The organism is Microcoleus sp. D2_18a_B4, assembly GCF_036702475.1.
Lineage (GTDB): Bacteria > Cyanobacteriota > Cyanobacteriia > Cyanobacteriales > Microcoleaceae > Microcoleus.
The window spans coordinates 1-25,751 of the sequence record NZ_JAUBTL010000045.1 but is presented as its reverse complement, the minus strand read 5'-3'; the positions used below and the strand labels follow the sequence as shown (position 1 = coordinate 25,751).

At 45.0% G+C, this 25,751-nt stretch carries 25 protein-coding genes and 2 riboswitches; of the genes, 18 read left to right on the top strand and 7 right to left on the bottom strand.

Translation table 11 applies throughout. The annotated features are described in order from the left end of the window. Positions 1-180 precede the first annotated feature (180 nt). The 4 genes from folK (at position 181) to QUB04_RS22860 (ending at position 3,762) form a co-directional block, all read left to right on the top strand. Positions 181-669: a 2-amino-4-hydroxy-6-hydroxymethyldihydropteridine diphosphokinase gene (folK, locus tag QUB04_RS22875; RefSeq protein ID WP_333287873.1), complete on the top strand. Its 489-nt coding sequence runs from the start codon at positions 181-183 to the stop codon at positions 667-669. A 180-nt stretch (positions 670-849) separates the two neighbouring features. Further along, a complete protein-coding gene (locus tag QUB04_RS22870; RefSeq protein ID WP_333287926.1) occupies positions 850-1,398 on the top strand; it encodes an NUDIX hydrolase in 549 nt (182 codons plus the stop codon). A 150-nt stretch (positions 1,399-1,548) separates the two neighbouring features. Further along, complete coding sequence (locus QUB04_RS22865) at positions 1,549-3,000, top strand: FAD-binding domain-containing protein (protein ID WP_333287923.1); 1,452 nt, start codon at positions 1,549-1,551, stop codon at positions 2,998-3,000. Positions 3,001-3,114: 114 nt separating this feature from the next. Next, complete coding sequence (locus QUB04_RS22860; RefSeq protein WP_333287871.1) at positions 3,115-3,762, top strand: Uma2 family endonuclease; 648 nt, start codon at positions 3,115-3,117, stop codon at positions 3,760-3,762. A gap of 121 nt (positions 3,763-3,883) precedes the next feature. Here the strand turns inward: QUB04_RS22860 and QUB04_RS22855 are convergent, their stop codons facing one another. Together QUB04_RS22855 and QUB04_RS22850 are read right to left on the bottom strand one after the other, a co-directional pair. After that, the gene (locus tag QUB04_RS22855) at positions 3,884-5,317 is read right to left on the bottom strand and encodes a serine hydrolase (protein ID WP_333144534.1); all 1,434 of its coding nucleotides are present in this window, start codon (positions 5,315-5,317) and stop codon (positions 3,884-3,886) included. A gap of 23 nt (positions 5,318-5,340) precedes the next feature. Next, positions 5,341-5,790, bottom strand: a complete 450-nt coding sequence (locus QUB04_RS22850; protein ID WP_333287869.1) for a hypothetical protein — start codon at positions 5,788-5,790, stop codon at positions 5,341-5,343. A gap of 97 nt (positions 5,791-5,887) precedes the next feature. Here QUB04_RS22850 and QUB04_RS22845 point away from each other — a divergent pair, with 97 nt between their 5' ends. Then, positions 5,888-6,190 (top strand): hypothetical protein, encoded by a 303-nt coding sequence (locus QUB04_RS22845; RefSeq protein WP_333287867.1) that lies wholly within the window; start codon positions 5,888-5,890, stop codon positions 6,188-6,190. Positions 6,191-6,690: 500 nt separating this feature from the next. Then, positions 6,691-8,823: a pentapeptide repeat-containing protein gene (locus QUB04_RS22840; RefSeq protein ID WP_333287865.1), complete on the top strand. Its 2,133-nt coding sequence runs from the start codon at positions 6,691-6,693 to the stop codon at positions 8,821-8,823. 166 nt (positions 8,824-8,989) lie between these two features. Here QUB04_RS22840 and QUB04_RS22835 read toward each other — a convergent pair whose 3' ends face one another. After that, on the bottom strand, positions 8,990-10,564 hold the full coding sequence (locus QUB04_RS22835; RefSeq protein WP_333287863.1) for an FAD-dependent oxidoreductase: 1,575 nt from the start codon (positions 10,562-10,564) through the stop codon (positions 8,990-8,992). Between the two features lie 247 nt (positions 10,565-10,811). Next, positions 10,812-11,552, bottom strand: coding sequence for a Uma2 family endonuclease (locus QUB04_RS22830; protein ID WP_333287861.1), 741 nt, complete (start codon positions 11,550-11,552; stop codon positions 10,812-10,814). Between the two features lie 174 nt (positions 11,553-11,726). Then, positions 11,727-11,873: riboswitch (cobalamin riboswitch) on the top strand. 61 nt (positions 11,874-11,934) lie between these two features. Between QUB04_RS22830 and QUB04_RS22825 the strand changes: the two genes are divergently transcribed. The 10 genes from QUB04_RS22825 (at position 11,935) to QUB04_RS22780 (ending at position 21,903) form a co-directional block, all read left to right on the top strand. Then, on the top strand, positions 11,935-12,654 hold the full coding sequence (locus QUB04_RS22825; RefSeq protein ID WP_333047166.1) for an energy-coupling factor ABC transporter permease: 720 nt from the start codon (positions 11,935-11,937) through the stop codon (positions 12,652-12,654). Between the two features lie 3 nt (positions 12,655-12,657). Beyond that, positions 12,658-12,990 carry an energy-coupling factor ABC transporter substrate-binding protein gene (locus tag QUB04_RS22820; RefSeq protein WP_333227820.1) on the top strand — a complete coding sequence of 111 codons (333 nt, stop codon included), beginning with the start codon at positions 12,658-12,660 and terminating at the stop codon, positions 12,988-12,990. Beyond that, positions 12,987-13,787: a cobalt ECF transporter T component CbiQ gene (cbiQ, locus tag QUB04_RS22815; protein ID WP_333287859.1), complete on the top strand. Its 801-nt coding sequence runs from the start codon at positions 12,987-12,989 to the stop codon at positions 13,785-13,787. Before QUB04_RS22820 ends, cbiQ begins: the two co-directional genes overlap by 4 nt. Before the next feature lie 308 nt (positions 13,788-14,095). Then, positions 14,096-15,091 (top strand): DUF2207 domain-containing protein, encoded by a 996-nt coding sequence (locus tag QUB04_RS22810; RefSeq protein WP_333287857.1) that lies wholly within the window; start codon positions 14,096-14,098, stop codon positions 15,089-15,091. 377 nt (positions 15,092-15,468) lie between these two features. After that, positions 15,469-16,566: a DUF2207 domain-containing protein gene (locus QUB04_RS22805; protein WP_333287855.1), complete on the top strand. Its 1,098-nt coding sequence runs from the start codon at positions 15,469-15,471 to the stop codon at positions 16,564-16,566. 296 nt (positions 16,567-16,862) lie between these two features. Then, complete coding sequence (locus tag QUB04_RS22800) at positions 16,863-18,275, top strand: ABC transporter substrate-binding protein (protein ID WP_333287853.1); 1,413 nt, start codon at positions 16,863-16,865, stop codon at positions 18,273-18,275. Positions 18,276-18,482: 207 nt separating this feature from the next. Further along, positions 18,483-19,061 carry a Uma2 family endonuclease gene (locus tag QUB04_RS22795; RefSeq protein WP_333287851.1) on the top strand — a complete coding sequence of 193 codons (579 nt, stop codon included), beginning with the start codon at positions 18,483-18,485 and terminating at the stop codon, positions 19,059-19,061. 38 nt (positions 19,062-19,099) lie between these two features. Beyond that, positions 19,100-19,244, top strand: a riboswitch (cobalamin riboswitch). A 156-nt stretch (positions 19,245-19,400) separates the two neighbouring features. Further along, positions 19,401-19,841 (top strand): hypothetical protein, encoded by a 441-nt coding sequence (locus QUB04_RS22790; protein ID WP_333287849.1) that lies wholly within the window; start codon positions 19,401-19,403, stop codon positions 19,839-19,841. 19 nt (positions 19,842-19,860) lie between these two features. After that, positions 19,861-20,727, top strand: coding sequence for a methyltransferase domain-containing protein (locus QUB04_RS22785; protein ID WP_333287847.1), 867 nt, complete (start codon positions 19,861-19,863; stop codon positions 20,725-20,727). 297 nt (positions 20,728-21,024) lie between these two features. Beyond that, positions 21,025-21,903, top strand: a complete 879-nt coding sequence (locus QUB04_RS22780) for an ABC transporter ATP-binding protein (RefSeq protein WP_333287846.1) — start codon at positions 21,025-21,027, stop codon at positions 21,901-21,903. A gap of 155 nt (positions 21,904-22,058) precedes the next feature. Here the strand turns inward: QUB04_RS22780 and QUB04_RS22775 are convergent, their stop codons facing one another. Further along, positions 22,059-22,757, bottom strand: a complete 699-nt coding sequence (locus QUB04_RS22775; protein ID WP_333287844.1) for a diacylglycerol/polyprenol kinase family protein — start codon at positions 22,755-22,757, stop codon at positions 22,059-22,061. Positions 22,758-22,959: 202 nt separating this feature from the next. Here QUB04_RS22775 and QUB04_RS22770 point away from each other — a divergent pair, with 202 nt between their 5' ends. Next, on the top strand, positions 22,960-23,241 hold the full coding sequence (locus tag QUB04_RS22770; RefSeq protein WP_333287842.1) for an antibiotic biosynthesis monooxygenase: 282 nt from the start codon (positions 22,960-22,962) through the stop codon (positions 23,239-23,241). A gap of 53 nt (positions 23,242-23,294) precedes the next feature. Beyond that, on the top strand, positions 23,295-23,801 hold the full coding sequence (locus QUB04_RS22765; RefSeq protein ID WP_333287840.1) for a DinB family protein: 507 nt from the start codon (positions 23,295-23,297) through the stop codon (positions 23,799-23,801). Positions 23,802-24,033: 232 nt separating this feature from the next. Here QUB04_RS22765 and QUB04_RS22760 read toward each other — a convergent pair whose 3' ends face one another. Then, positions 24,034-24,990, bottom strand: a complete 957-nt coding sequence (locus QUB04_RS22760; protein WP_333287921.1) for a glycosyltransferase — start codon at positions 24,988-24,990, stop codon at positions 24,034-24,036. Positions 24,991-25,112: 122 nt separating this feature from the next. Beyond that, positions 25,113-25,583, bottom strand: a complete 471-nt coding sequence (locus tag QUB04_RS22755; RefSeq protein ID WP_333287838.1) for a tetratricopeptide repeat protein — start codon at positions 25,581-25,583, stop codon at positions 25,113-25,115. Between the last annotated feature and the right edge of the window lie 168 nt (positions 25,584-25,751).

Sequence of the window (25,751 nt, the reverse complement as noted above, 5' to 3'; positions counted from 1 at the left end):
AATACTTGTCAGCAGCAAAGGATGTCGATAAACCAACCCCCGCGTTAATCTTCTTCCTTCTTCCTTCAACCTCAGAAGGAACCCTCGATAATTAATCCGTGTATCCGTGTCAAAATCCGTGTCGTGCCTTCCCTCTTCCTTCTTCCCTCTTCCTTCTTCCTTCTTCCCTCTTCCTTCCTTATGAAATCAACAAAATGTGCGATCGCCCTCGGTAGCAACTTAGGCGACTCCCTCGCCACACTCTCTAGCGCGATCGTAACCCTCAACAACACCCCAGGAATAGCAGTAAAATCTCATTCAAGCTGGTATCAAACCGCCCCCGTTGGGCCGCCGCAACCCGATTACATCAACGCCTGTGCCATCCTAGAAGTTGCACTAGAACCAGAACAATTGCTAGCAGCTTTATTAGAAATTGAAATAAAATTTAATCGAATTCGCCGAGAAAAATGGGGGCCAAGAACCCTCGACCTAGATTTGCTGCTGTACGACAATTTAATCCTAGAAACTCCGACACTGACTCTACCTCATCCCCGGATGACCGAAAGAGCTTTTGTATTAGTACCTTTAGCAGAAATTGCCCCGGATTGGGTGCATCCGGTGACGAAAAGTGCGATCGTCCAACTGCTGCAAACCGCAGACTGTTCTGGAGTGCAAAAATTGCAAGTGTAAAAATTGAGTAAAATTCACGGATCGTACCAGTTTAAAAAAAATGCAACCGTAAGTAAGCTCCAAACTGTGATAGTTATCAGTCATTCCCAATCTAAAATCTAAAATCTAAAATCTAAAATCCTATAAGATCGCCTATGATGTCTTAAATCGGTGCACCCTAACATTATTCGCTTGTCGCTTATGTCGATCGGTCAAGAACTACCCCAACTCCTCAAACAACGCCTATTTTACCAAGGGCGCAAATTCAACTTTGACGTAGCCACCCTCCGTCTTCCCAACGGTTCCGAAGGCGAGTGGGAATGTATTCGCCACCCAGGCGGAGCACTTGCAGTTCCCGTCACACCCGAAGGTAAACTCGTCTTGGTACGCCAATATCGCTTTGCCACAAAAGGGCGAATTTTAGAATTTCCCGCTGGTACGGTAGAAATCAATGAAAATCCCGCCGAAACTATCAAACGCGAAATCGAAGAAGAAACCGGATATCGCGCTGGAAAATGGCAGAAATTAGGGCAATTTTTTCTCGCCCCCGGTTATTCCGACGAAATCATTTATGCTTTCTTAGCCCAAGATTTGGAAAAACTGGAAAAGCCGCCAGCACAAGACGATGACGAAGACATGGAGACAGTTTTATTCACCCCGGAAGAATTAGAAAAAGCTATCTTAGCTGGGGAACCCATTGATTCAAAATCAATTTCTAGCTTTTTCTTAGCCCGTCCATTTTTAACTTAAATAGGACTGACGGAAAAAACCCGGTTTCTGAGAAAAATCGTGCGTAACACCGATAAATCTTAACTTAGAAACCGGGTTTTTGAACCCGCGTGTGTCCAGGACTGTAAAATCTAAAATCTAAAATCTAAAATCTAAAATCGAATGTCCGATATATCCAATCTAATTTTATTTTGGCACCGCCGCGACTTGCGTATTTCTGACAACATCGGACTGGCATCAGCGCGCCAGCAAAGCCCGAAAGTAGTCGGAATTTTTTGTCTCGATCGCAATATCCTAAATCGGGATGACGTAGCGCCAGCTAGAGTCACCTACATGATCGGCTGCTTGCAAAAACTCTCCGCGCGTTACAGGGAATTAGGTAGCCAATTGCTAATAATTCAAGATGACCCGATTCTAGGAATACCGAGATTAGCAACAGCTATAAATGCTCAAGCAGTATTTTGGAACTGGGATGTAGAACCCTACGCCAAACAGCGCGATCAGTCCGTATCAAACGCCCTCCAACAAGCAGGAATTCAAGTTCACAATTTCTGGGATCAACTCCTGCACGCCCCAGATGAAATTCGCAGCGGTACAGGGACTCCCTACACAGTTTATACACCATTTTGGAAAAAATGGAACAGTAAACCTAAAGCCCAACCAGTAGAGACACTGCCGATAACTTATCTGGAATTAATGACCGGCTTAACCGCCGAAGAACAAGCAATCGCCAACCAAGCAGGTGCAATGGAAACAGTGCCAACAGCGTTGAGTTTGGGATTTATTTGGGAAAATCCATTAGTAATAGAACCCGGAGAAGATGCAGCGCAACAAAAATTAGAAGAATTTTGCGATCGGGCAATTTACCAATATCAAGGACAGCGCAATTTCCCCGCCATTAACGGCACATCCCAACTCAGCGCCGCCCTCAAATTTGGTGCAATTGGCATCCGCACTGTTTGGCAAGCTACCCAGATAGTAATGGACACTTGCCGCAGCGAAGAAGCGTGCACAAGCATCCGTACTTGGCAACAGGAAATAGCGTGGCGGGAATTTTACCAACACGCCATGTATAACTTCCCAGAATTAGCAGACGGCCCCTACCGTCAAGCATTCAAAGACTTTCCTTGGGAGAACGATGAAAAGCTCTTTCAAGCTTGGTGTAAAGGCAAAACTGGCTATCCTATTATCGATGCAGCAATGCGGCAGTTAAATCAGACAGGTTGGATGCACAATCGCTGCCGCATGATAGTCGCCAGTTTCCTCACCAAAGATTTAATTATTAACTGGCAGTGGGGTGAAAAATACTTCATGCAAAAATTGATAGATGCCGACCTTTCTGCTAACAACGGCGGCTGGCAGTGGAGTGCATCAAGCGGCATGGACCCGAAACCTTTGCGAATATTCAATCCGGCGAGTCAAGCTCAAAAATTCGACCCGGAGGGGGAATATATTCGGCACTGGGTTCCCGAATTGCGCCGCGTTGATACTAAAGTTTTGCTAACAGGAAATCTTTCACCTTTAGAACGCCGACTTCTTCATTATCCCTCTCCGATCGTAGATCACAACGAGCAGCAGCGCAAGTTTAAGGAACTTTTCAAGCAGCAAAAAAACGCAGATTAGACAGCTCGACTTGGGGCGATAGTTACCAGTAAATTAAGTTGAGGGGGCGCTGTACACCCCTCAACTTAAAAGATTGTATCAGTTATAATAAACTTAAAGAAATCGGAGGTTGAAATGGTAACGCTGCAATTAAGACAAATCATTGTACCACCTGGACATAGAGTGCTGTTAGATGATGTCAACTGGCAGGAATTTGAAGCAATTTTAGAAGAGTTGGGAGAACACCGTGGGTCTAGAATAGCTTACAGTCAAGGAACTTTGGAGATTAGGATGCCACTACCAGAACATGAGAAAGCTAAAATCATTATTGGCTATTTAGTGAAAATTCTGTTTGAGGAACTAGAAATCGACTTTGAACCATTTGGTTCGACGACTTTCAAGCGAAAAAGTATGTTACAAGGAATTGAACCTGATGAATGTTTTTACATTCAGAATTATGCTCTAATGATTGGCAAAAAGCGGATCGACTTAACTGTCGATCCGCCGCCTGACTTAGCAATTGAAGTCGATATAACTTCCAAAACTCAACTCGATGCTTACGAAGCTCTGGGAGTACCTGAAATCTGGCGTTACGAAAATAACAAGCTGATGATTAATTTGCTTGAAGATGGGAAATATGTTGAATCTGCAATTAGTCCAACATTTCCCAATTTGCCAATTATTGAAGCTATTTCCCAATATTGCGAACAAAGTCAAACGGCGGGTACAAGTCAAACTCTCAGATTGTTTCGTAAGTGGGTTAGAGAACAAATCAGGCTTTGAGGACTGAAGTCCTCACTACAAATTTGACCGCTGTGGCTGAGGAGGTGTGCAGCATTTGAGGTGGTTAATTAAATCAGAAATTGGGCTCTGTTCGGGGTGTGCCTCTACGCTGCTGCCCGAATTAATGAGATTTACTCTCAGGCATCCGGGTAAATAAAATCTCTTTCACAGTCGGTTCTAGGGGAAAGCTAAGGCTAGCAATATTGCCTTTGGTATCAGTTAAGAAAGATATAAGTTCTGGTCGATCGCACAACTCAGATTCAACAAAAATGTCATAGTGGTAATGTTCTAATTTATAAATAATTGAATTATGAGTTGCTGTCAAACGCTCGTCATTAATTTCAATTGATAAGATTCCGTATGCTGGATGCTCAAAATAACCTGTGTAATCTTCTAGAGGATGAGAAGGCTGGGTTCCTGTTTTACGAGAGTCAACGGCTATTTGCTCTTTGGCTTTTGCAGTAGATTCTTTGCTTTGAGCATATTTTTCCTTCATTCGTTGATTCCAAGGAGCTTCGTCTAGACCGAGCCAGCGATCGCATATATAATAAGTCACAGTATCTGGTACTGAGTTTAGAGCCATATTAGTCAGAACTACTATACCAATATTGTCTTGAGGCAGCAAAGTTGTCAGTGCAGAAAATCCATCAATATTACCGCCATGCTGAATTAAATTATGACCTCGGTAAGAGGTAATACCCCATCCCAAACCATAAAAATAATAAAAAAGTTCATTATATTCCAGCGGTTGACCGATCGCGATTTGTGGAGCGTGCATCTCGCTCAGATTACTTGGCGAGATAATTTGTTTCTCGCCATACTTACCCCGATCGAGATGGAGTAAAAGCCACTTAGCCATATCAGCAACGTTGGAATTTATCGAACCGGCTGGGCCGCTAACATCGACATTACAAAAGGGTAATCTCTCAACTTTGTCGGATTTTTCTTGATAAGGAAGTGCAAAATCATCAGCTTGTTGGGATGTCTCTACAGAGAAATTACTATCTCTCATTTCTAAAGGATTAAAAATTTCCTGTTGCACAAATTCTTCCCAGCTACTCTCTGCAATTTCACCAACCAAGTAGCCAGCGGTCATGTACATCAAACTTTGATACTGAAAAACAGTACGCAATTCGTGAGTGGGTTCGAGATATTGTAAGCGATCGAATATTTCTTTACGGGTGAAGGGACTTTTATACCACATAGCATCGTGACGGGGTAAGCCAGACCGATGAGTCACGAGGTCGCGGGGTGTCATACGTTCGGTTGCATAGAAGTCATAAAGTTTAAAAGTGGGCAGATAATTTCTGACAGGTCGATCCCAGTCTAATTTGCCGCGGTCTGCCAAAATACCCATCGCCATTGTGGTAAAAGGTTTCGTACAAGAACCGATCGCAAAGAGAGTTTGCGGTGTAACAATTAAATTTTGTTCTACATCTCGCTTTCCAAAGCCTTCACAAAAAATTATTTGGCTATCTTTAACGATTGCGATCGCCAGCCCGGGTATTTTCCACTCTTGCATCGCCTTGTTGATAAATTCACTCAGACCTTGCATGACTTTTCAGTATTGGTATAACTTTAATTTCGCTTTTGGGAAATAGAGAGAGAGTAAGGGTGTTGACCTTGAGCTCGATCGCCCACAAAAATAACATAAGTCCCCTTGTCCCCATAACCGGAAAATTCTACATTCCCCGCAGCAGCATTCGCCGGCAGGACGCAGAAACGCCCCCTCGGCCCCTGAATCATCAAACTCGGAGCTCCAGCGGTTTGTACTGCAATCCGCCAGTAAGGCAAATCCTGCGTTACTTCGATGACGTGGTTCGGCCCTTGGGAGACAAAACCGCAGTCGCCGCTATTGTTCGGGCCGCCGGAAACTCCAGAAACTCCCAGCGGTTCGGGAAATCCCGGAGCAATTTGTAGCGGTTGGCTCCGAAGGGCACCCGCATCCGCTAAAATCATTGCCAAGGCTACGGTCACGATCGAGCTAAACCACAGTTGGCCGCGATCGCCCGGATAATTGATCTTCATGTTTCCTCACACAATGGCATTTGGTTCTAGTTCTTTGACGGTAGGGGATAATGGCGGTTCCAAACACCTTAATCTAAACTAACTTCCGAATTTTTTTATGAATCCTCAAAATAACTTCAATTGGCAGCAAGCGATCGGAGAACTAAAAGCTAAAGTAGAACGATCGCCACTCATCACACAAAATTCAGACCGGTATCAAGCCGTCGGAACCTTATACAATCAATTACTCGACAAGTTTCAAAGACTCCCCAAACCGGGGCAGGTGGCAGCCTTTGCCGTCGGAGCGATAATTGTCCTGACAGTCTTCAATAGCATCGTAAAGCTAATTTCCGCCCTGATGACTCTTGCCGTTCTCGGAGTGCTAATCTACATAGCGTTTGACACTCACCGACCGTCCTAAAGGCGAGGTGATTCTTGGCTCCACGACTGACCTTACTACTCACTATCCTTACGGCAATACTTAAACCTTTCAACCGTGGAATACCACCAATTGACGAGCTTAACTTAGTTAATCCCAGAGGGTCTATCTCCCCAAGCGTACTAGGATATGAACCTAGAGTTCAGGCGTGCCCCGCCTTACTTCAGTAGTCAACAAAGTATTTGGTTCTCTGGTATTGGGATATTATTTTTTTTATCCCTAGCTGTATAGCGAGTTTTCGCCGCTCTTTGCCCCTAAATTTATGCCTGAAAGTGTGTCTCAACTGTTTCACGATGGCAATGGAGTTTCACCCTGACAACTTAATTATAACCTGGTTTGGGGTTGCTTTGCCAAGCGTAAATTCACGCTCATCCAATAGAAAGCCGTCAAGCCAAGGACGGGGTTTTAAACCCAAATTTCTGATAAATTGGCAATATCTCCTGATTCCTCCAACTAACGACTAACAATAGGAAATTATAAATATGGCTAACCCCACCGCGCCCAGCGGCATCAATCAACCCGATCCGTCTTGGCAAACACAATCCAAGCAAATGCCACTGCTGGTTCGCAGGTGCGGCGCTTGGGCTGTGGAAATTTCGTTAATTGCGGCCAGCGCCCTCGTTCCCTTCAGTATCGGGGCATTAGTCAACCAGGAATCTCAAACCGTGCCGCTCAATTCCTCCATAGCAGCAGCATCCGAAACCGTCGCCCGTACTTTGGGCATACCCGTGCGCGATCGCAGCCCCAGAGTTGCACCCCTAACTAATCTATTCTGGTCAGGGGCGCTGCTGGCACCGGCAGTTTTAGCGGGGTGGCAACTGTTTTTGCTCGCCAGAACCGGTCAAACTATCCCCAAACGCTGGTTCGGCGTCAAAGTTGTCACAGCGTCGGGTACTCCTCCGGGTTTTGGGCAAGTGCTAATTCGCGAAAGTTTGGGGCGCTGGGGAGTGCCTCTGGGCGTCGCTTACGGCATTTGGCGCTTGAGCGGTGCGTTTCCTGATTTGCTGATTTTAGGGGGGCTGAGTGGCTTGGCAGTGCTCGCAGACGGGGCTTTTGCATGGCGCTACAAACGGCAATCTGGACACGATCGCCTCGCCAATACTTTGGTCGTCAACGCTCGATCGAATCAACTGTCTGACAATCCTGTCAAGAGTCCAGATTGGACTGAGGAAGACGCGCAGATTGCGGCTTTGGTTGTGACTCCACAAAGCGGCCTGAAAACAAATGCCAGTTTGTGGAATTGGATGCGCCAACACCCAGGCACAACTTTAGTAATAGTTATCATCGGCAGCGCGGGATTGATTTTAACTTTGTTTGTCGGCACTCTCATCTACACTCAAAGTCAAGCAAATTTGCGGGATTCCCGGCAGCGGAACGACGAATTATTTGTGGCTTTAGTCAACAAATTGTCTCCCACATCGGCTAGCGGGGCATCGGGCAGGCGATCGGCTATTTTGGCTTTGGGGGCGGTGGAAGACTCCCGCGCCGTACCCCTGCTAGCGGATTTGCTAGCTCAAGAAGACAACCGCGCCATGCTGGACGCGATCCAGCAAGCTTTAGTCAGTAGCGGCCCGAAAGCTTTACCTGACTTGCAGCGGTTGAATCAGGCCCTCAGCAACGACCTCGATTCCCTGCGGTTTGGCGGCAAGGCCCCGGAACGCGAGTTAGCTGCCGCCCGCCAGCGAACAGTACAAAGGGCGATCGGCAAAATTCTCACAGTGTATAGCAGCCAACTCAACGGTGTCGATCTCAGCCGCACGGATTTAGCTCAAAGTCCTGCCGGCCCGTCTCAGTTTACTTTAGTTTTAAACAAAGTTGACTTGTCGGGAATTAAGTTGAGAAATGCCAATTTAACCAATGCCAGCTTGCAGGGAGCTCGCTTTTACGGCACCGGCGAAGACAGGCGTCCGGCTACCTTTGACGATTGGATTTCTGACTTGAGCGGCGCTAATTTGGAAGGAGTAAATTTGACCGGGGCGTCTTTGAACAGTGCTGTAATGAACCGCACTACTTTTGTGCGCGCTGTCATGAACAAAGCTAATTTGTCAAACGGCAATTTGAATTCAGCTAATTTCAGCAGTGCTATTTTAATTGGAGCTAATTTGCAGGAAGCACTGTTAAAAAATGCAAGTTTTACCGGAGCAGATATAGGAAGCGCGAATTTGTCGGGAGCAGATTTGTCAGGTGCACGTTTGGCCAAAGTGAAGGCTCAAGGCGCTCAGTTGTCATTGGCAAATTTGTCTAAATCGGAATGGCAAGGTGCTGATTTGTCCGGTGCTGATTTGAGCGGCGCCAACTTACAAAATGCCAATTTGACTTCGACTAAACTCGCTAACGTGAATTTAAAAGATGCTCGGTTGCAAGATGCGAATTTTCGGAATGCGGAGGTGAGTTCGGTTGATTTTAGGGGCGCGAATTTAGCGGGAGCGGATTTTAAAGGCGCTGTGTTTCTGGGGAAGGCAGCTTCGGATCAATTTATTCAAAATCCGACTGGTAGTAAATCCGGTAGATTCCTAGGAGTTGATTTTGCGGAGGCTAAGAATTTAGATAAAAGTCAAATTGCTTACATTTGTTTGCAGGGGGGCCTTCATCCGAACTGCCCGCAGAAGAAGTAAGGATTGGTTGTTAACGAGTAGGCTAATACAGTTGAGCATTTAAATTGTATATTCACGGCGGGTGGGACACCCCAAAAAAGTTTGATTATTTTTTGACATACAATTTAAATGCCACAACAGCTTAGTCAACAATCAATAATCATGAGGAGTGCAACCGGGATTGAGATTATGCAATAGCATCCGAAGTGACAAGAGTCTCGAATTGCGCCAACAGCATTCCATCACCATTATTTGCCACTCCAAAAATTCTAGGTAACTGGCCTGTTTGGGCGAGAACTTGTCTCACTTCTCGGTTAGATACATCGGCGAGATTTTTGTTATTTAGAATGGCATTAACCGCAGCGATACCCACACCTTGACCAACTGCAGCGTTGAATTCAACAATTCGGCCGACAGAACAGGCTAACCCTTCAAATCCAGAACACGGACTGACCACTGCCAGGTTAGGAACGTTTTTAATTAATGCGTGGCGGATGCCAACATTAAAGATAGGCTGTTTAAAACTCAGACTTTTAAACCATCCTAGACTGTTTGCTTTATCGCCAATACCCGCGATGCCTCCGCGGACATCAAAATGATAGCTAAATGTTGCCAGTGCCTCATTAGCTGGTACGCCACCTAACAGCATTTGTGCGCCAGTTAAAGGTTCTACAACTCCAGTCACATTGCCGGCGTGTCTGATATAAAGTTCTGAGGCATAAGTAACAGAAGTAGCCCCCAAACTCCTCAGCCAAGTTGTAATAAATAACATCTCTCTTTGCATATTAGCCGTGGGTTTGCTCCCGCTTCTGGCTAAGGCTTCGGCTTCGCTGGCTGTGACTGCAAATAAAAGCGCATTCCACGAAAGTCGGTCATTTGGAAGTATTGCTATATTTCCCTCATCTAAAATTATGCCAGTTTCAGAAAAAGATAGTTTTCTTCCTCTAAAGGAGTGGTAAGCTACAGACAGAGCCGGCGCGCGAACATCGATGTAATCGTTACCCGCCCACAGAGTTTTGAGATTGCCTCTAGTGTCCCTCATTTCTCGCCGGAGTTCTTCTGCTAGTTTGGCATCCTTGCCTGCAGCGTACAGCAAAAATTTTTGACTCTCTGCATCGGCCAGGTTGGTAAAGCGTTTTAGATAAATATAATCGAATTCTTTCAGTGCTCTTGCACTGAGTCCTTGGGTTTCAAAAACGAGGGTGACTGGAAGTTCTGAGTTAGGCAGACCAAATGTTTCAAATCCCTTCAGCTTTTTCACACCGGCAGCTTGAGCTAATTCGGCATTGACAGTGGCATCAATAAATTGCTTGCCGGCATAAACTACGCCTTTAGAGGTGGTTATACTGGCAATTTTTTGGCCTTCTTTAGTGACTGATTGAATTTCTACTTTGCTGAGGAGATCGGCCCCAGCTTGTACCAGCATTTCTTTCAGCGCTGCACTGGCTTTGCGGGGGTCGAGTGCAATTGCCTTAACGCCGGATTTTTGTAAGAATTCTTTATAGATTGTCGCCGGTGAACCAAAGGTATCTAACTTTAAAGATTGTTGAAGTTCTTGACTAATCTGACTTCTATCTAAATAAGCAAGACCGCCTCTTACCAAATGCCCGCCAATTCCTTCTTGCAAGCTTGCTTTCGACATCAGTAGAATTCGCGGATAACGCTTTGTTCGGCGAAGATATTCTCTGGAGGCAGAGATAACAGCTAGAACTCCTGGAACTTCATCACCAAAACAGATGACATCGTAAGAACGCAGATTCATGACCATTATTTAATAACCTCTGTTGATTTTCATGTTTTCGAGCTGCATCTCAATGTTTGCCGTCCAACTTTCTGTTTTTCCCAAATCTAGCTAGATATTTCCTGATTTTGGCGATAATATTCACACATTTCTGGAGGCAGAAACCGGGTTTTTTCCCGAAAATCCTCCTTTGAGGACGATCGCTCTCTGTTGAAAAACCCGGTATCTGAGCGTCTAGAGTACAACACTGAGGTACTCTTGATTGCCATCAGCCCAGATTATCAGGATCTATCCCCAACTCCCGCAATCGCTGAGCTAGTCGATCGGAACGTTGGGCCAATCGATCGGCGCGCTGCGATTCCTGTTGGGCGCGCTGCGATTCCTGTTGGGCGCGCTGCGCTGATTCTTTCACCTGTTCTTCAGGAGTCAGATAACGTTTTCCATCGGCATCATACCAATACAACCACTCCCTTGTCACCCCAGAATAACTTCCCCTTTCACAACCAATCCCTAAACCAATTTCAGGCATCCAAACAGGATGTCCTGGCTGTAATTCATACTTCCCATTGACTAGCTTGTGTACTTCCAAATGAGGTTTACGACGGCGGCGGGAAGAATAAATGACGTAATAAAGTACGCCTAAAGCTTGATAAGTGTCTAATTTTGTGCTGTATTCCTTGCGATAAGTTGGGGAAACAACTTCTAGCACGAAAAGTGGCATGACATTTTCATCCCACAGCACGTAACTCGGACGCAATTCTTCGTCGTAAAATCGTTCTACTCCTAAACTTAAGAAAGCATCTGGGACAATGGGCGGTTCGTCAGGGTGATGATAAATACCCATATCTATGCCAAAAAACCAGTCCATGCGTTCTGCCCAAAGTATGAGCAATATTGCTTTTAACAACCCTGGTATTAGTTCTTGCAGTTCGTTATCCACAGGCGTTTCATCTGAGTCTGGTAGTTCATCGGCTGAGGGCCAGTGCCTCGGAAATTTGTAATCTAACATGGCGGCTTTCCTCAAAACTCACTAACATTATACCTTTGATTTGTTTGGCAATAGTATTTATTGAACGAACCGCGAAGACGCGAAGGAAGGGAAGAGAAGATGATAGGTAATTTTGACTTAGTTAATCTGAAGTAATTTTTGTAAAAGATTTGCTGAGACTTACGCGATCGACTAAACTATGTCTAACCAGTCGGTTCTAATGGGGAGCAGCCGTTAGAGGAAACGGGGAAAGTTCGGTGCAAGTCCGGCGCTGTCCCGCAACTGTAATGAGAGTCATGTCGCTTTCTGAGTCAGGATGCCCGCCGATGTGTTAATTTACATAGTCTCATCTGCGAGGTTCAGTGTGAAGACCAGAAATCGGAAATTGGTCAGCTTGGGATTGATGGCTGGCTTGAGTTGTTATATTGTCCTGGGTTCGGCAACGCCCGCCGCAGCGATGCACATTTCGGAAGGTTTTTTGCCGGTGCAATGGGCTGCATTTTGGTGGATGGTGGCGTTGCCTTTTTTTGCAGTAGGTTTGCGATCGATTACTCGCATTACAAAAGAACACCCGGAACTTAAACTATTGCTTGCTTTAGCGGGTGCGTTTACTTTTGTGCTTTCTGCTTTAAAAATTCCCTCGGTAACGGGCAGTTGTTCTCACCCGACGGGTACAGGTTTGGGCGCAATTTTGTTCGGCCCTTCGGTGATGGCGGTACTGGGGGCTTTAGTCCTGTTGTTTCAAACGTTACTGTTAGCGCATGGTGGCTTGACAACGCTGGGAGCGAATATGTTTTCGATGGCGATTGTCGGGCCTTTCGCTGCCTATTTTATCTATCAATTGCTGTTGCGAACGGGTAGCCAGCGGGCGGCAATTTTTTGTGCGGCGGCTTTGGCAGATTTGCTGACTTATGTAACGACTTCGATTCAATTAGCGTTAGCTTTTCCGGCAGCAAGTGGCGGTTTTATGGCTTCGTTTCTCAAGTTTGCTGGCATCTTTGCTATCACTCAAGTACCCCTAGCTATTAGTGAGGGATTGCTGACTCTATTGGTCTGGAATTGGCTGCATTCTTACGGGAAGCCGGAGTTGGAAACTTTGAAATTATTGAGACAGGAGTCATAAGCCGTGAGTCAAAAAACTACAAAAAATCACCAATCTACTTCGCGACAAAATTGGCTGTTGGCTGGCGCTGTGATTGTTCTGGCAGCGTTTCCTCTCGTTTTTGTGCGGGGTGAATATGGCGGTGCCGATGACCAAGCTAAGAAAGCAATTACTGAAATTCAACCGGGTTATAAACCTTGGTTTAATCATTTGTTTGAGCCGGCTAGCAGCGAAATTTCCAGTCTATTGTTTGCGTCTCAAGCGGCGATCGGGGCTGGCGTAGTTGGGTACGTCATTGGGTTGTATAAAGGCCGATCGCAATCTCGGCAGCAGTCTGATCATAAATCGTCGGAATGAACCATCAGATTGATAGTCTGGCTTATACAAATCGCTTGCGCGGCTTGCCGCCAGCTCACAAGTTATTATTTGCGATCGCCCTTTTAATTCTGTCTCTAGTTTCTGGGGCGATCGTCCAATTGTCGATCGGCCTGTGGTTGGCCGTCTGGATCGTCGTCTATGCGGGTATTCCGGGGAAACTGTATTTGCGGTTGCTGTCGCTACCGTTGATGTTTTTGCTGACAAGTTTGCCTGCTTTGGCGCTGGGTGCGGTTGAGTTAAGTCAAATCCAGGAAATTCAGTGGGATATTTGGCAAGGTTGGGGGATTAGCATCGGCACTTTTTATCTGTATGTGAGTCGCACTGGAATATACCAAGTGAGCCTGCTATTTGCCCGCGCCTTCGCATCGACAAGCTGTATGTATTTCATCCTCTTGACGGTTCCATTTACCGAAATCTTGCAAATTCTCAGACAATTACGCTGTCCAGAGTTAGTCACAGAACTGCTATTACTAATGTATCGGTTTATTTTTAGCTTATTGGCGATCGCCGATGAACTTTGGATAGCACAAAACTCGCGCTGTGGCTATCGCACTTGGAAGCGGGGAATGCAGAGTTTAAGCATTTTAATCGGGCAATTGCTTCAGCGAACTTTGGAAAACTACCGTCAAGTTTCGTTGAGTTTAGCGTCGCGCGGCTTTAATGGAGAACTGCGCGTTTGGAATTCTTACCCTTATAAACCTTCGCGAAGATATACATTGGAAGCGGTGTTTGGATGTACGTTTTTAACTTTGTTAAGTGCGGTATTTCAAAGTTGAAAAGAAATTAGGAGACGGCAGTGCCCATAGGTGTCAACTTAAGCTGTCAGCCGGCCAAGTCCGTTAGTCATCCCGTGAGTCCGCCAGGGGTTGAAACCCCTGTCTAATAGCTAAAGTCCTCTGAAGAGGACTCAAGAACTCATCAGTCCTCTTCAGAGGACTTTAGCTTTGAGGCAGGGAATTCATTCCCTGCCGGACTACCGGACGGAAAATATGACTTTTATGAACATAATTAATGAATTTAATGAATTGACTCCACAAGATAAGTGTTGAATAATTGTAGTCAACACTTATCTTGTGGAAATCCTATGATAAATAAACGAATCCTCAAAAAAATATTTTTTTTGTTAATGGCTTCATTAAGCCTATTGTTAGTAACAGTAACTCATTCATCCGCCCAACAACTACCGTTCTACTGGGAGAATATTAACGTTCTAATCGACGTTCAGACTAACGGAGATATGTTAGTTACAGAAACCCAAAAATATGTGTTCACAGCCGACTACAACACAGAACGATATCGCTATATTCCTCTAGGTAAGGTAGATGAAATTAAAGATGTCATCGTTCAAGAAAATAATCAAATAATTCCGAGTAGCACGGGAATTGAAAACAATGAACTTTGGATTCGTTGGCAACATCGATTAAAACCGCCAGACTCACATACTTTTGTCATCAAATATCGCGTGGTAGGTGGATTGCAGCTAGATGGTGAGAATACTCTAGTTTATTGGAAAGCGATTGCAGCGGGTCGCAAAGCGCCGATTAATAGCGGAAAAGTTACGGTGGAATTACCAGATGCTTTGTCAGGAAAAGTTCTCTCGTTTACAAATTTTGGTACAGCCGCAGTTCCGCGTCAAGTAGATCCTAAAACATTTGAGTTTGTGGCAAGTCAGCCTATTCCACCCGAACAAGAATTAGAAGTGCAGATTGCATTTCCCCAGGCGATTTTGAATATACCTCAACCTGGTTGGCAACAAACTGGCAACCAATCTCAATTTTTTTATATGACTTGGTACCTGTTTTTCCCCATTATAGCAATTGCCATATTCATTGCACAACGACGCTGCCCTGAGTGCAAAACATTCAAGCTCCAACGGACTCATCAAGTTTTGATTCCTGCAACTACTAGCAGTTTAGGAAAGCGGCAAGTTACCCACCACTGTCGAAACTGCTCTTACCATCGCGAGTACGAAGAAGTAATTTCAGTCATTAGCACTAGCAGCGATAGTGGTGGTGGCGGCGGTGGCGGTGGTGGCGGTGGCGGTGGCGGTGGTGGCGGTGGCGGTGGTGGTGGTGGTTAATATCAACGGGAGTTACGCATCACAATCAAAGAAACCGGGTTTTTACTGAATCTGCGGGTTGTAACGAAGTATTCTGGCAAAAAACCCGGTTTCTGAGCACCCGCGCGTCCAGGAATATTGTTGATAATTCTCCTATTCTCGTTAGTTTAGCGGGTCGGATTTGAATAATGGCGATCGCACTTTTTTACAGATTGTACGATCGCTTTTAAATATTGGATGGAAATTTTAGTCACTCATTTTGAGATGAAACGATCGCACTTCATGCACAATCCTCTTCCAAATATGACTTTTATGAATATAATTAATGACTTTAATGAATTGACTTCAAAAGAAACCTGTTGAATAATTGTAGTCAACACTTATCTTGTGGAAATCCTATGATAAATAAACGCATCCTCAAAAAAATAGTTTTTTTATTACTAGCATCATTAAGCCTATTCTTAGTCACAGTAACTCATGCAGCGGCCCAACCGCTACCGTTTTACTGGGATAACATCAACGTCATCATCGACGTTCAGACAAACGGAGATATGTTAGTTACCGAAACCCAAAAATATGTATTTACAGCAGCCTACAACAATGAACGCTACCGCTATATTCCTTTAGATAAGGTCGATGCAATTAAAGATGTCACCGTCGCCGAAAATAATCAAATAATTGCCAGTAGCACAGGAACCGAAAACAATGAACTTTGGATTCGCTGGCAACATGAACTCAAACCGCCAGACACACATACTTTTGTCATCAAATATCGCGTGGTAGGTGGATTGCAGCTAGATGGTGAGAATACTCTAGTTTATTGGAAAGCTATTGCAGCAGGTCGCAAAGCTCCGATTAATACGGGAAAAGTTACGGTGAAATTACCAGAAGCTTTGTCAGGTCAAGTTCTCTCGTTTACGAATTTTGGTACAGCCGCAGTTCCGCGTCAAGTAGATCCTAAAACATTTGAGTTTGTGGCAAGTCAGCCTATTCCACCCGAACAAGAATTAGAAGTGCAGATTGCATTTCCCCAGGTGATTCTGAATATACCTCAACCTGGCTGGCAACAAACTGGACACCAAGGAGGAGAAGGCTCTTTCATAAACAACATAATGGGTGTAATCGTTTTTTTGCTAGTTTGTTTGGGATTTTTTGTATCCTTAGTGTTTTTTCCGTTGATGATTCTTCTCTTTGTGTGGACTTTCAGCGTCATTATTTACCAAGAAATCAAGAAAGCAATCAATAATCGACGCTGCCCTGAGTGTAAAACGCTTAATCTCAAACGGACTTATCAAGTTTTGATTCCTGCAACTACTGGCACTTCAGGAAAGAGGTATGTTACGGATCACTGTGGAAACTGCTCTTACCATCAGGAGTACGAAGAAGTAATTCCAATCATTATCATTAGCAATGATGGTGGCGGTGGCGGCGGTGGCGGTGGCGGCGGTGGTGGCGGTGGCGGTGGCGGCGGTGGCGGCGGTGGTGGTGGCGGTTAATATCAACGAGACTTACGCATCACAAGCAAAGAAACCGGGTTTTTACTGAATCTGCGGGTTGTAACGAAGTATTCTGGCACCAAACCCGGTTTCTGAGCACCCGCGCCTCCAGGAATATTGTTGATAATTCTCGTATTTTCGTTAGTTTAGCGGGCCGGATTTGAATAAGGGCGATCGCACTTCCTGCAACAGCTATTACAAATATGACTTTTATGAACTTAATTAATGAATTATATGAATTGACGTGAACAGTAATTGAATGAATAATGACAGTATCAAAATAAAGAGAAAAAATCATGTATCAAGATACTAACAAAAAAAACAGCCCGCCGCCCATTGTTTTTATTATTGCCATCGGCTTAATTGGGTTGGGCGCATACAAGTTTATTCCCGGTTTATTGAAAGCTAAAACTTCAAATACACCTACATCTACCTCTACAGCGGCAACGATCGCACCCGGAGCGATCGCCAATCGTATCAGTTTAGGAAATCAGATATTGGTGACATCCCAAACAACACCTGACAAACAAGCAGGAGTTCAAGCTTTTGCTGAGGGAAATTACCAAGCTGCCGCCCAATATTTTCAGAAATCGCTGCAACAAAATCGCAACGACCCGGAAACCCTTATCTATTTGAATAATGCCACAGCCAGCAATGGTTCTTCCTTGAAAATTGCTGTCAGCGTGCCCATTGGTAGCAACCCCAATGTTGCCCAAGAAATCCTCCGGGGTGTTGCCCAAGCTCAGGATGAAATCAATACTAGCGGTGGCATCAATGGCGCAAAACTGCAAGTAGAAATTGTCAACGATGACAACAGTCAAGAGGTTGTCAGAGAAGTTGCAAGGACATTGACAAAAGATCCGAGTATACTAGGAGTAATTGGACACAATGCTAGCAACGCATCTCTCGAAGCTGCTCCGATATATCAGCAAGAAAAACTGGTAATGGTGACACCGACGAGCTTTGCCAATAATCTATCAGGATTTGGCAGCTACATCTTTCGGACAGTACCCAATATTAGCTTAATGGCTGCTCCCTTAGCAGAATATGCAGTCAAAACAGCAGGCAAAACTAATATTGCCGTTTGTTATGACTCCCAAGCACCGGATAACATATCATTTAAAGATGAATTTGTGGCATCTCTTACTGCTGCTGGAGGCAAATTAGTTCCCACTGTTTGCGACTTTTCATTACCCTCTTTTAATCCCGAAAGTGCGATCGGCGATGCTGTCAGCAAAGGTGCACAAGGATTGATGGTAGCGCCCCACATCGATCGCATTGACCGTGCAATCTCTCTGGCTCGCAGCAATCGAGGCAAATTGCCACTCTACGGCAGCACAACAATGTACACTTTTCAAAGTTTAAAAGATGGGCAAAAGGACGTTGACGGGCTTGTTTTGCCTGTTCCCTGGCATCCTGACACTAATCCCGGTAGCCGTTTCCCAGAAAATGCCCGCCAGCGTTGGGGAGGCATTGTGAATTGGCGAACTGCAACGAGTTTTGACGCGACTCAAGCTGTGATCGCTGGCTTGCGGCAAAGCAATACGCGGGAAGGATTGCAACAAGCACTCAGAAATGCGAGTTTTTCGACAGCAGGATCAAGCGAGGATGTGAAGTTTTTGCCCACGGGCGATCGGGCTGGTAAGCCGATTTTAGTGCAAGTTAAACAAGGAGGAAGCACTGGCTATAACTTTGTCCCGCTGCGGTAAGTTTGTTAAGTGCGATCGCACTCACATCTTGCACATTCTCAATCAGCCTTTCAGGGGCGGGCAGGATGCCCGCCCCACAATAAAATTCCCTCTTTGTGGAACAGGCATCTTGCCTGTTTCTTAGCATGATTAAAATCTAATTTTCTGTTGAATTAGCAAAATTTTTAATATAAAATGAAATGAGTAGATTAAAGGAGATCGTTGTGTATGATCGCGCAAGTTGAAACCAAAACCTACACCGCTGAGGAATATCTAGAATTAGAAATCAATTCTCTGGATCGGCATGAATTTATCAATGGGGAGATTGTTCTGATGGCTGGCGGCACACCGGATCACAATGAAATTACCACTAATTTAGTTGTTGCGCTGAAACTGGCGTTAAAAGGGAAACCATATCGGACTTTTAGTTCGGATCAGCGGCTTTGGGTTCCGCAGCTTAATAATTATACTTACCCGGATGTGATGGTGGTAGCGCGCCCGATCGAGCTGCAATCTGGACGGACGGATACAATTACCAATCCGCTGCTAATTGCTGAGGTGCTGTCTAAAGGAACCAAAGCTTATGACCGCGATGAAAAGTTTGCTGCCTATCGCAGTATTCCTAGTTTTCAGGAGTATTTATTAATCGACCAATATCGGCTACAGGTGGAGCAATATTCTAAAACTGATGCGAATAAGTGGATTTTTTCGGAATATAGCTGTATGGGCGATCGGCTGAGTTTAACATCTGTTGCTGTGGAAATTTCGCTGACCGATTTGTATGAAAATATTGAGTTTGGTGAATAGGCGGACGCTTTTTTGTCAAATCTCCCAAATAGTGGTAATATCCCCGTATATCGATCGGCTCTGATGGAGAACAGCCATCAGACGCAAGGGGGAAAGTTCGGTGCGAATCCGGCGCTGTCCCGCAACTGTAATGAGATCATTGCATCTCTGAGTCAGGATGCCCGCCGATTTGTTTACCTGTTGTTTTTCATCTGCGAGGTATGGATGATGGTGAGTTTATTATTTTTTAAATTATTGGATTGGGCTTTTTTAACCGCAGATATCAGCAGATAAACACAGATGAACGCTGATGTAATTCGATCTGTGTTCTGAAGCGTATATTATTTTAATGAAAAAGAAATGCGAATTGAAGATAGTGTTTGGCAGGGTAGTTTTGGGTACTGGCAAAACTTGTTTATTCACCAGAATATTTTGCCGATCGGACATACTGCTTGGAATGGCTTTTTGAATCGAGGACGAGGCTTGGTTGCGTGCAAAATCAATACTCCCATTAACGGTTCTGTGAATTGGAGCGTAGATACTATCAAGTACGATCTGCAATTTATTTCCGACTTGGAGGCAACCGTTTATTTGCAACAACTAGAACTAGAGGAAAACACTGTTTCCAATCTGCTCTCTATCATTGATAGCTACGAACCCAAGGAAGCAATTATATTTTTGTCGATCGCCAACGGTCAGATTGATATCAATTTGTTGCAAAACTTGGCAATTTCTCCTGTTGAGTGCTATGAACAGGTATGCAAGCGCTGGGAAGAATTTCAACTCTGCCCGAAATCCTAAAACTTACTAAATTTTCCGAATGTCGCAGCCAAAATCAATCGAAATTTCCAAGGTAACTCGCTACCAAAATGCAGCGCTTAATTACTATTTGGGCCTGACAGATTCGCCCTACCTTCACTACGGCTATTGGGAAACCCTACCTGTGCCCGCTGACGAACTAACGATCGCACGATTGCGCCTCGCTCAGCAAGCTTATACTGTAAAACTGTTAGATGCAATCCCCAAAGGCACTCATACGATACTCGATGTGGGCTGCGGGATTGGCGGAAATGCGGCTTATTTGCTCGATCGAGGTTTTGCAGTCGAAGGGCTCGCACCCGATCCGTTCCAACAACAGCGCTTTCTTAAGTGTACGCGCGATCGGGCAATCTTCCACCTCACGAGGTTTGAAGACTTCAAAGCAACCCATTTCTACGATCTTATTCTCTTTAGCGAAAGTAGCCAGTATATGTCGGCTGTTGATATTGCTAACGGTGCCGCTAAAATCCTCAATCAGGGCGGCTACGTTTTGCTGGCTGATATGCTGCGATCTGATGCTAATTATAAAGAGGGAATGTTCTCTAATTGCCATGTTGTTACGGAACTTCATGCAGCCTTAAAGCAGGCTGGATTCACTTTAGTAAAAACTGAGGATATTTCCGCCCATATTTTGCCAACAATCGATTTGTATGTCGATACTTTCCGCCGATATGGACTAAATACAATGATCTATGTTGCAGATTTGATTGCGATCACAGTTCCCCCCGTCCACAAATTCCTGCGCTGGATATTTCGTCGCTGGTTCAAGAAGCTGGTAGTTGAAGGATTGGAGGCAAGTCAACTTTTTGAGCAACATCTCTGTTATGAAATGCAACTTTGGCAGCTACTAGAACCAGATAAACGCTGATACAAACTAACCCTCATAAGTTTGTAGTGAGGATGAAGAGTCCTTTCTTAATCAGGACTAAAGTCCTTACTACGAACCAATTTTATTATGGTAATCCACCGACTACGCTCTAAAAAATAACAAATAATATCAAATCCGGTAGCATCGGAATTAATGTTACCCCCAGTCAGGACACGGCAGTGCCATGTCCCTACAATTAATCCCGGTAGGGAAACGGCACTCCCGTGTCCGACATATCATAAAAAGTGCAACCGGAATTGATATAACCAATAACAAATAACCAATAACAAATAACCAATGCCCAATGCCCAATGCCCAATGCCCAATGCCCAATGCCCAATTCTAGAATTCGATCGCACTTCCTACTCCTATCCCTGCGGTTCGCGAGTGGCAATTCAGGGTTTAAATCTCAAAGTCCCGGCTGGGAAACGGTGCGGGCTGATCGGTCAAAATGGCTGTGGCAAAACTACCTTTTTTCTGTTAGCAAATGGCTTATATCAACCGCAACAGGGAATCATTAGCTGGCAAGGTGAACCCTTTCGCTACGATCGCAAATCTTTGATGCAACTGCGCCAACAAATTGGACTCGTCTTTCAAAATCCCGAACATCAATTAGTAGCTTCGACGGTAGAAGAAGATATTTCCTATGGATTGTACAATTTAGGCTTGAGAGAACCCGAAATTGCTCAACAGGTACAGCAGGCGATCGAGCAATTCGATCTAAGCGAACTCGCCCGCGAACCAATTCACAATCTCAGTTTGGGGCAGAAAAAGCGGGTTTCCATCGCCGATATCATGATTCTCAAGCCGAAACTGCTGCTGCTAGATGAACCTACCGCCTATCTCGATCCGCGTCACACCCGACAACTGATCGGTTTACTTCAACAAATTCACAGCGCCGGAACCACTATTCTTTTAGCAAGTCACGACCTCGATTTCATCTACCGCTGGGCAGATTGGGTGTTTGTAATGGATCGAGGAAAATTGATTTTAGAAGGAACACCGGAAACAGTTTTTGCTCAGCGGGATGTCTTGGAACAATTGCAGCTTGGGGTACCACTGGCGATCGAGCTAATCGAGCAAATAAGGGCGATGTTTCCCACAGACGATCGCTCAAAAATCCCCGCTTTCGAGCAATGGCAACAACAAATTTTACAAGCACGTCGGCTGCTTTAACGAGAGTTAGACAATTGATAATTGGCGTTGCTGATTCACGGTATGAATCACCTTTGAATGGAAGTTACAAAACTCACCATACTTGCTTTATAGCAATTGCGAAATCTTGAATTCCTACCTGTCCCCAGCAACGCCGCCCGTGGGGGAAGTTCAGATTACACATTACCAATTAAAAATTGATTTAGGAAAAAGGCGATCGCCCCACTGCCGATCGGCACAGTGAGATTGTCAATTCCCAGCTTGGAAACCGACTCCAAAGTAGCAGCAACTAAAGCTACAACAGCAGACACAGCCCAAGTTTGCCAAATATTGCCTTGAACCGCCAGCAAAATCAAACTGCTAACAGCAAAACTCACCAAATACATAGTTGCAGAACCTTCCCAACTCTTCTGAATTCCCCCAACTCGATAAATATGTTTGCCGTATTTCTGGCCGATGACAGCAGCCAATCCGTCGCCCCAAGTCATGACTAAAATGCCCAAAGCAGCGTACTCCTGATGTTGCAGCGGCCAAAACCAAGCCACGAGAACGCTGATACTAACAGCATAGAAAAAAGTCCCCAAACTCTTCCGGTTGATACTGTTAAGACTGGGCAAAATCGGAACTTGGTAAGAAATTAGGGCGATCGCGCCTGCTAAAATTCCCGCCGAAATCCCCACCCAACCGGGTATTTCCAGCCACCACGCCAGCAAAATCACATTTCCACTACCCATGTGAACCACCTTCCGCGATACCTCAGCATCGACAGAAGTAAAGCGATTTAAGCCCTCAGCTACCAGTAAAATCAAACCCAGCCAGACTCCCACGAGGGAAATTTGCAGCCACACAGTCGGAATTTCAGCAAATATAGACACGATATTTAGGAAAAACTTAGATGGAGCACTGTTTACTACTTTAGTGGAAAGCGCGATCGCTCTGTTCGGTGTTGCGAGGATTTTCAACCGTCGCTACGGTATAATTTACTCGCTCTCCTGTGGTCGGCTTTGGAGACAAAGTGAGTTAGTCTAATAAAATTAGTCGTTTGAAGTTTTGAGAGGCTCAGAGAATCTGATTACTATGCAGTATGTCTTAATTATTCATGAAGTAGAAAATTATGACGCTTGGAAACAGGTATTCGCTCGTGCTGAAAGCATCCGAAAAGAAGCTGGCGAGCGATCCTATCAGCTCTTGAATTATGACAATGAACCAAACAAAATTGTTCATTTCTCCGCGTGGACATCAATCGCAGATGCTAGGGCGTTTTTTGAGTCGCCTAGACTGGTTAAAATTAGAGAAGAAGCCGGAGTTAAAGCTCCTGAGTTTATTTATCTAGATCAATTAGAGTCAGGAGTATTGTGAAAGACATATTTGTATAATGTAAGTTGTTCAAACTATGTGGTTAAGTTTTGAGTATGTACGACGGTGGCTACTACCAGCTAATGGCAGAGTACAATTTCTGGATGAATCAAAATATATATTCTGTATGCTCGGCAATTCCTGATGAACAGCGCAAACAGGATATGGGTGCTTTTTTCAAGTCGATTCATGGCACTTTGAATCACTTACTCTATGGTGACAAAGCATGGATGGGTCGTTTCACTCTTCACCCATTTTCGGGTACCGTTATCGGTCAAGAACTGTATGCTGAATTTGAGGTTTTGAGAGCAGAACGGGAGACAACGGATCGGCAAATTATAGAGTGGTCTAGACACCTTAATTCTGACTGGTTGAGTCAACCGTTTGAGTACACAAGCAATGTAGATGGTAAATGCCGCGTGCTACCGACTTGGGTTCTGGTGACACATATGTTCAATCATCAAACTCACCATAGAGGGCAAATTACCACACTACTCAAACAACTTGGCTACGACCCAGGGGTTACAGATATTCCGTGGCTACCCGCTATATCAATCGGATAATTTCTGGTTGTAAACCGACACGCCAGAAAACTCGGCGGTTAAAACCTGGTCTACACTTGCCTCTCGTCCCAGCAGAGGGGGACTCAAGAAAATCAAGAATTTAAACCTGTTTCGGTGGGTTTTGTCTGTATAAACGTGATTTTAACCCCCGACTTTTCAACCCTTGCCTTGTGAGTTTGCTGTGTATAGACGCGGTTTCAACCGCCGGGTATTCTGTAGAAATCCTACGCCTTCACAACTCCCGTTTCAACAACTCCCGCACAAACTCAAACGCCCTTGGACGTAACTCCACTGGCAGCAGCGACAATCCCAAAGCAGCCCACATTTTCGCCTCCGAAACTGACTTTCCAGCCCGCACCATCAGGCGCCCTTTTTGAGTTTCACCAACCTCAATCAGTCGCAAACCTAGCGCTAATTGAGTTTCTGCAATCCTTTGGAGCCTGACTTTCTCCAACTTATCGGAATCAAATTCGTAGCCGAGCAAATAGCGCAATTTATCGCTTAAATACGGAATTGCCCGATCGACTCCTTGCTGTCCTGCATGAACTCGATACTCCATCAACAGCTCCGGCAAGTAATAGCACTTTTTGCCAGCAATCGCAAGCCTCACAAACAAATCGTTATCTTCGCAATTTTGCAAATTCGGCCGCAGAAATCCGACTTCTTCCAGGGCGCGGCGCCGAAACAGAGTCGCCCCTATTTGCAAACTTTGTCTGAGAAAAACTGCGGAGAGCAAATCTTCAATAATTCCAGCCGACAACTCGGTGCGGCCCCACCGCTGCGAATTCAGTTTCGTCTGGTTTTCATCAATATAATTGTTAATGTCGATCACCCAGTGATCTGTACTGACAAAATCGATGCTGGGGTCTTTATCTAAAATAGCAGATGTCCGCTCTAAAAATTGCGCGCTCAGGCGATCGTCATCGTCAAACTTGATAAAATATTCGCCCCTTGCCGCCGCAAAGCCCGATCGCATATTATTACTCTTGCCGATATTCTGCGGGTGGCGAATGTAGCGAATCCCGCGATCGACAAATTCCGACATCAACAGAGGAGTGCTGTCATTAGAACCGTCATCACAGATAATTAATTCAAAATCTGTATAAGTTTGATCTAGCACGCTGGCGATCGCACTAGCTAGCAAATTCACTCGATTGTAAGTAGGAATGCAAACACTAATTTTCGGCACTACGACTATTTTCAATTTTAGATTGTGGAAAAAATTCGCAATTGAGTCCAGGAAAATAAACCACCCATGCCCAATGCCCAATGCCCAATGCCCAATGCCCAATTCCCAATGCCCTATGTATTTTAATTTAAACGAGCCGTACATTCGAGAATTAACTTTTGATTCACCAAAGCAAACGGTTGAATTTCCAAAGCGCGACGAAAAGCTTGAATAGCATTTAGGTATTCTCCCAAGGCAGCGTAGCACAAACCCAGACCGTGCAACGCCCCAAAATGCACCGGGTTCAGTTTGAGGACGATTTCGCAGTCGTCGATCGACTTTTTATAATTTCCTTGGGTATAGTGAAGTACGGCGCGTCGGTTCCAAGCTTCAGCAAAATCCGGCGCTTCCGCAATCAGATTCGTCAGCAAATCCAAAGCGTGGTGAACATCGCCTGCATCTAACGAAACTTGCGATCGCCTGAGAATTTGCATCCCATAGTCACCTTTCTGGTTAAACCAAGTGTGCCAGAGTTCAGTAGTTGCCCGATCGCGCACGCTTTGGTCGGGCTTTTTCAAGTCTTCGAGCAGCGCCTTAAGAGATAATTCGTCCATAGGTGCGAAGATTGTTAAAAAGATTTTATCAATCAATTTTATCGCGCAAGCGGCAACTTTATTTATTCCACATCTTGCACCATTCTCGCTTAACAGGCTTTTCGGCCTGTTCCACAAGAAAATTCACTCTTTGTGGAACAGGCCGAAAAGCCTGTTCCTAAACAAGTA

What these genes read in the sequence shown, in the direction of transcription:
- QUB04_RS22770 (WP_333287842.1), top strand. Translation starts at nt 22,960, where the DNA reads ATGCAGTATGTCTTAATTATTCATGAAGTAGAAAATTATGACGCTTGG.
- QUB04_RS22795 (WP_333287851.1), top strand. Translation starts at nt 18,483, where the DNA reads ATGATCGCGCAAGTTGAAACCAAAACCTACACCGCTGAGGAATATCTA.
- QUB04_RS22790 (WP_333287849.1), top strand. Translation starts at nt 19,401, where the DNA reads ATGCGAATTGAAGATAGTGTTTGGCAGGGTAGTTTTGGGTACTGGCAA.
- QUB04_RS22805 (WP_333287855.1), top strand. Translation starts at nt 15,469, where the DNA reads ATGATAAATAAACGCATCCTCAAAAAAATAGTTTTTTTATTACTAGCA.
- QUB04_RS22785 (WP_333287847.1), top strand. Translation starts at nt 19,861, where the DNA reads ATGTCGCAGCCAAAATCAATCGAAATTTCCAAGGTAACTCGCTACCAA.
- folK (WP_333287873.1), top strand. Translation starts at nt 181, where the DNA reads ATGAAATCAACAAAATGTGCGATCGCCCTCGGTAGCAACTTAGGCGAC.
- QUB04_RS22850 (WP_333287869.1), bottom strand. Translation starts at nt 5,790, where the DNA reads ATGAAGATCAATTATCCGGGCGATCGCGGCCAACTGTGGTTTAGCTCG.
- QUB04_RS22755 (WP_333287838.1), bottom strand. Translation starts at nt 25,583, where the DNA reads ATGGACGAATTATCTCTTAAGGCGCTGCTCGAAGACTTGAAAAAGCCC.
- QUB04_RS22870 (WP_333287926.1), top strand. Translation starts at nt 850, where the DNA reads ATGTCGATCGGTCAAGAACTACCCCAACTCCTCAAACAACGCCTATTT.
- QUB04_RS22855 (WP_333144534.1), bottom strand. Translation starts at nt 5,317, where the DNA reads ATGCAAGGTCTGAGTGAATTTATCAACAAGGCGATGCAAGAGTGGAAA.
- QUB04_RS22800 (WP_333287853.1), top strand. Translation starts at nt 16,863, where the DNA reads ATGTATCAAGATACTAACAAAAAAAACAGCCCGCCGCCCATTGTTTTT.
- QUB04_RS22840 (WP_333287865.1), top strand. Translation starts at nt 6,691, where the DNA reads ATGGCTAACCCCACCGCGCCCAGCGGCATCAATCAACCCGATCCGTCT.
- QUB04_RS22830 (WP_333287861.1), bottom strand. Translation starts at nt 11,552, where the DNA reads ATGTTAGATTACAAATTTCCGAGGCACTGGCCCTCAGCCGATGAACTA.
- QUB04_RS22825 (WP_333047166.1), top strand. Translation starts at nt 11,935, where the DNA reads ATGGCTGGCTTGAGTTGTTATATTGTCCTGGGTTCGGCAACGCCCGCC.
- QUB04_RS22765 (WP_333287840.1), top strand. Translation starts at nt 23,295, where the DNA reads ATGTACGACGGTGGCTACTACCAGCTAATGGCAGAGTACAATTTCTGG.
- QUB04_RS22835 (WP_333287863.1), bottom strand. Translation starts at nt 10,564, where the DNA reads ATGAATCTGCGTTCTTACGATGTCATCTGTTTTGGTGATGAAGTTCCA.
- QUB04_RS22845 (WP_333287867.1), top strand. Translation starts at nt 5,888, where the DNA reads ATGAATCCTCAAAATAACTTCAATTGGCAGCAAGCGATCGGAGAACTA.
- QUB04_RS22810 (WP_333287857.1), top strand. Translation starts at nt 14,096, where the DNA reads ATGATAAATAAACGAATCCTCAAAAAAATATTTTTTTTGTTAATGGCT.
- cbiQ (WP_333287859.1), top strand. Translation starts at nt 12,987, where the DNA reads ATGAACCATCAGATTGATAGTCTGGCTTATACAAATCGCTTGCGCGGC.
- QUB04_RS22860 (WP_333287871.1), top strand. Translation starts at nt 3,115, where the DNA reads ATGGTAACGCTGCAATTAAGACAAATCATTGTACCACCTGGACATAGA.
- QUB04_RS22780 (WP_333287846.1), top strand. Translation starts at nt 21,025, where the DNA reads ATGCCCAATGCCCAATGCCCAATGCCCAATGCCCAATGCCCAATTCTA.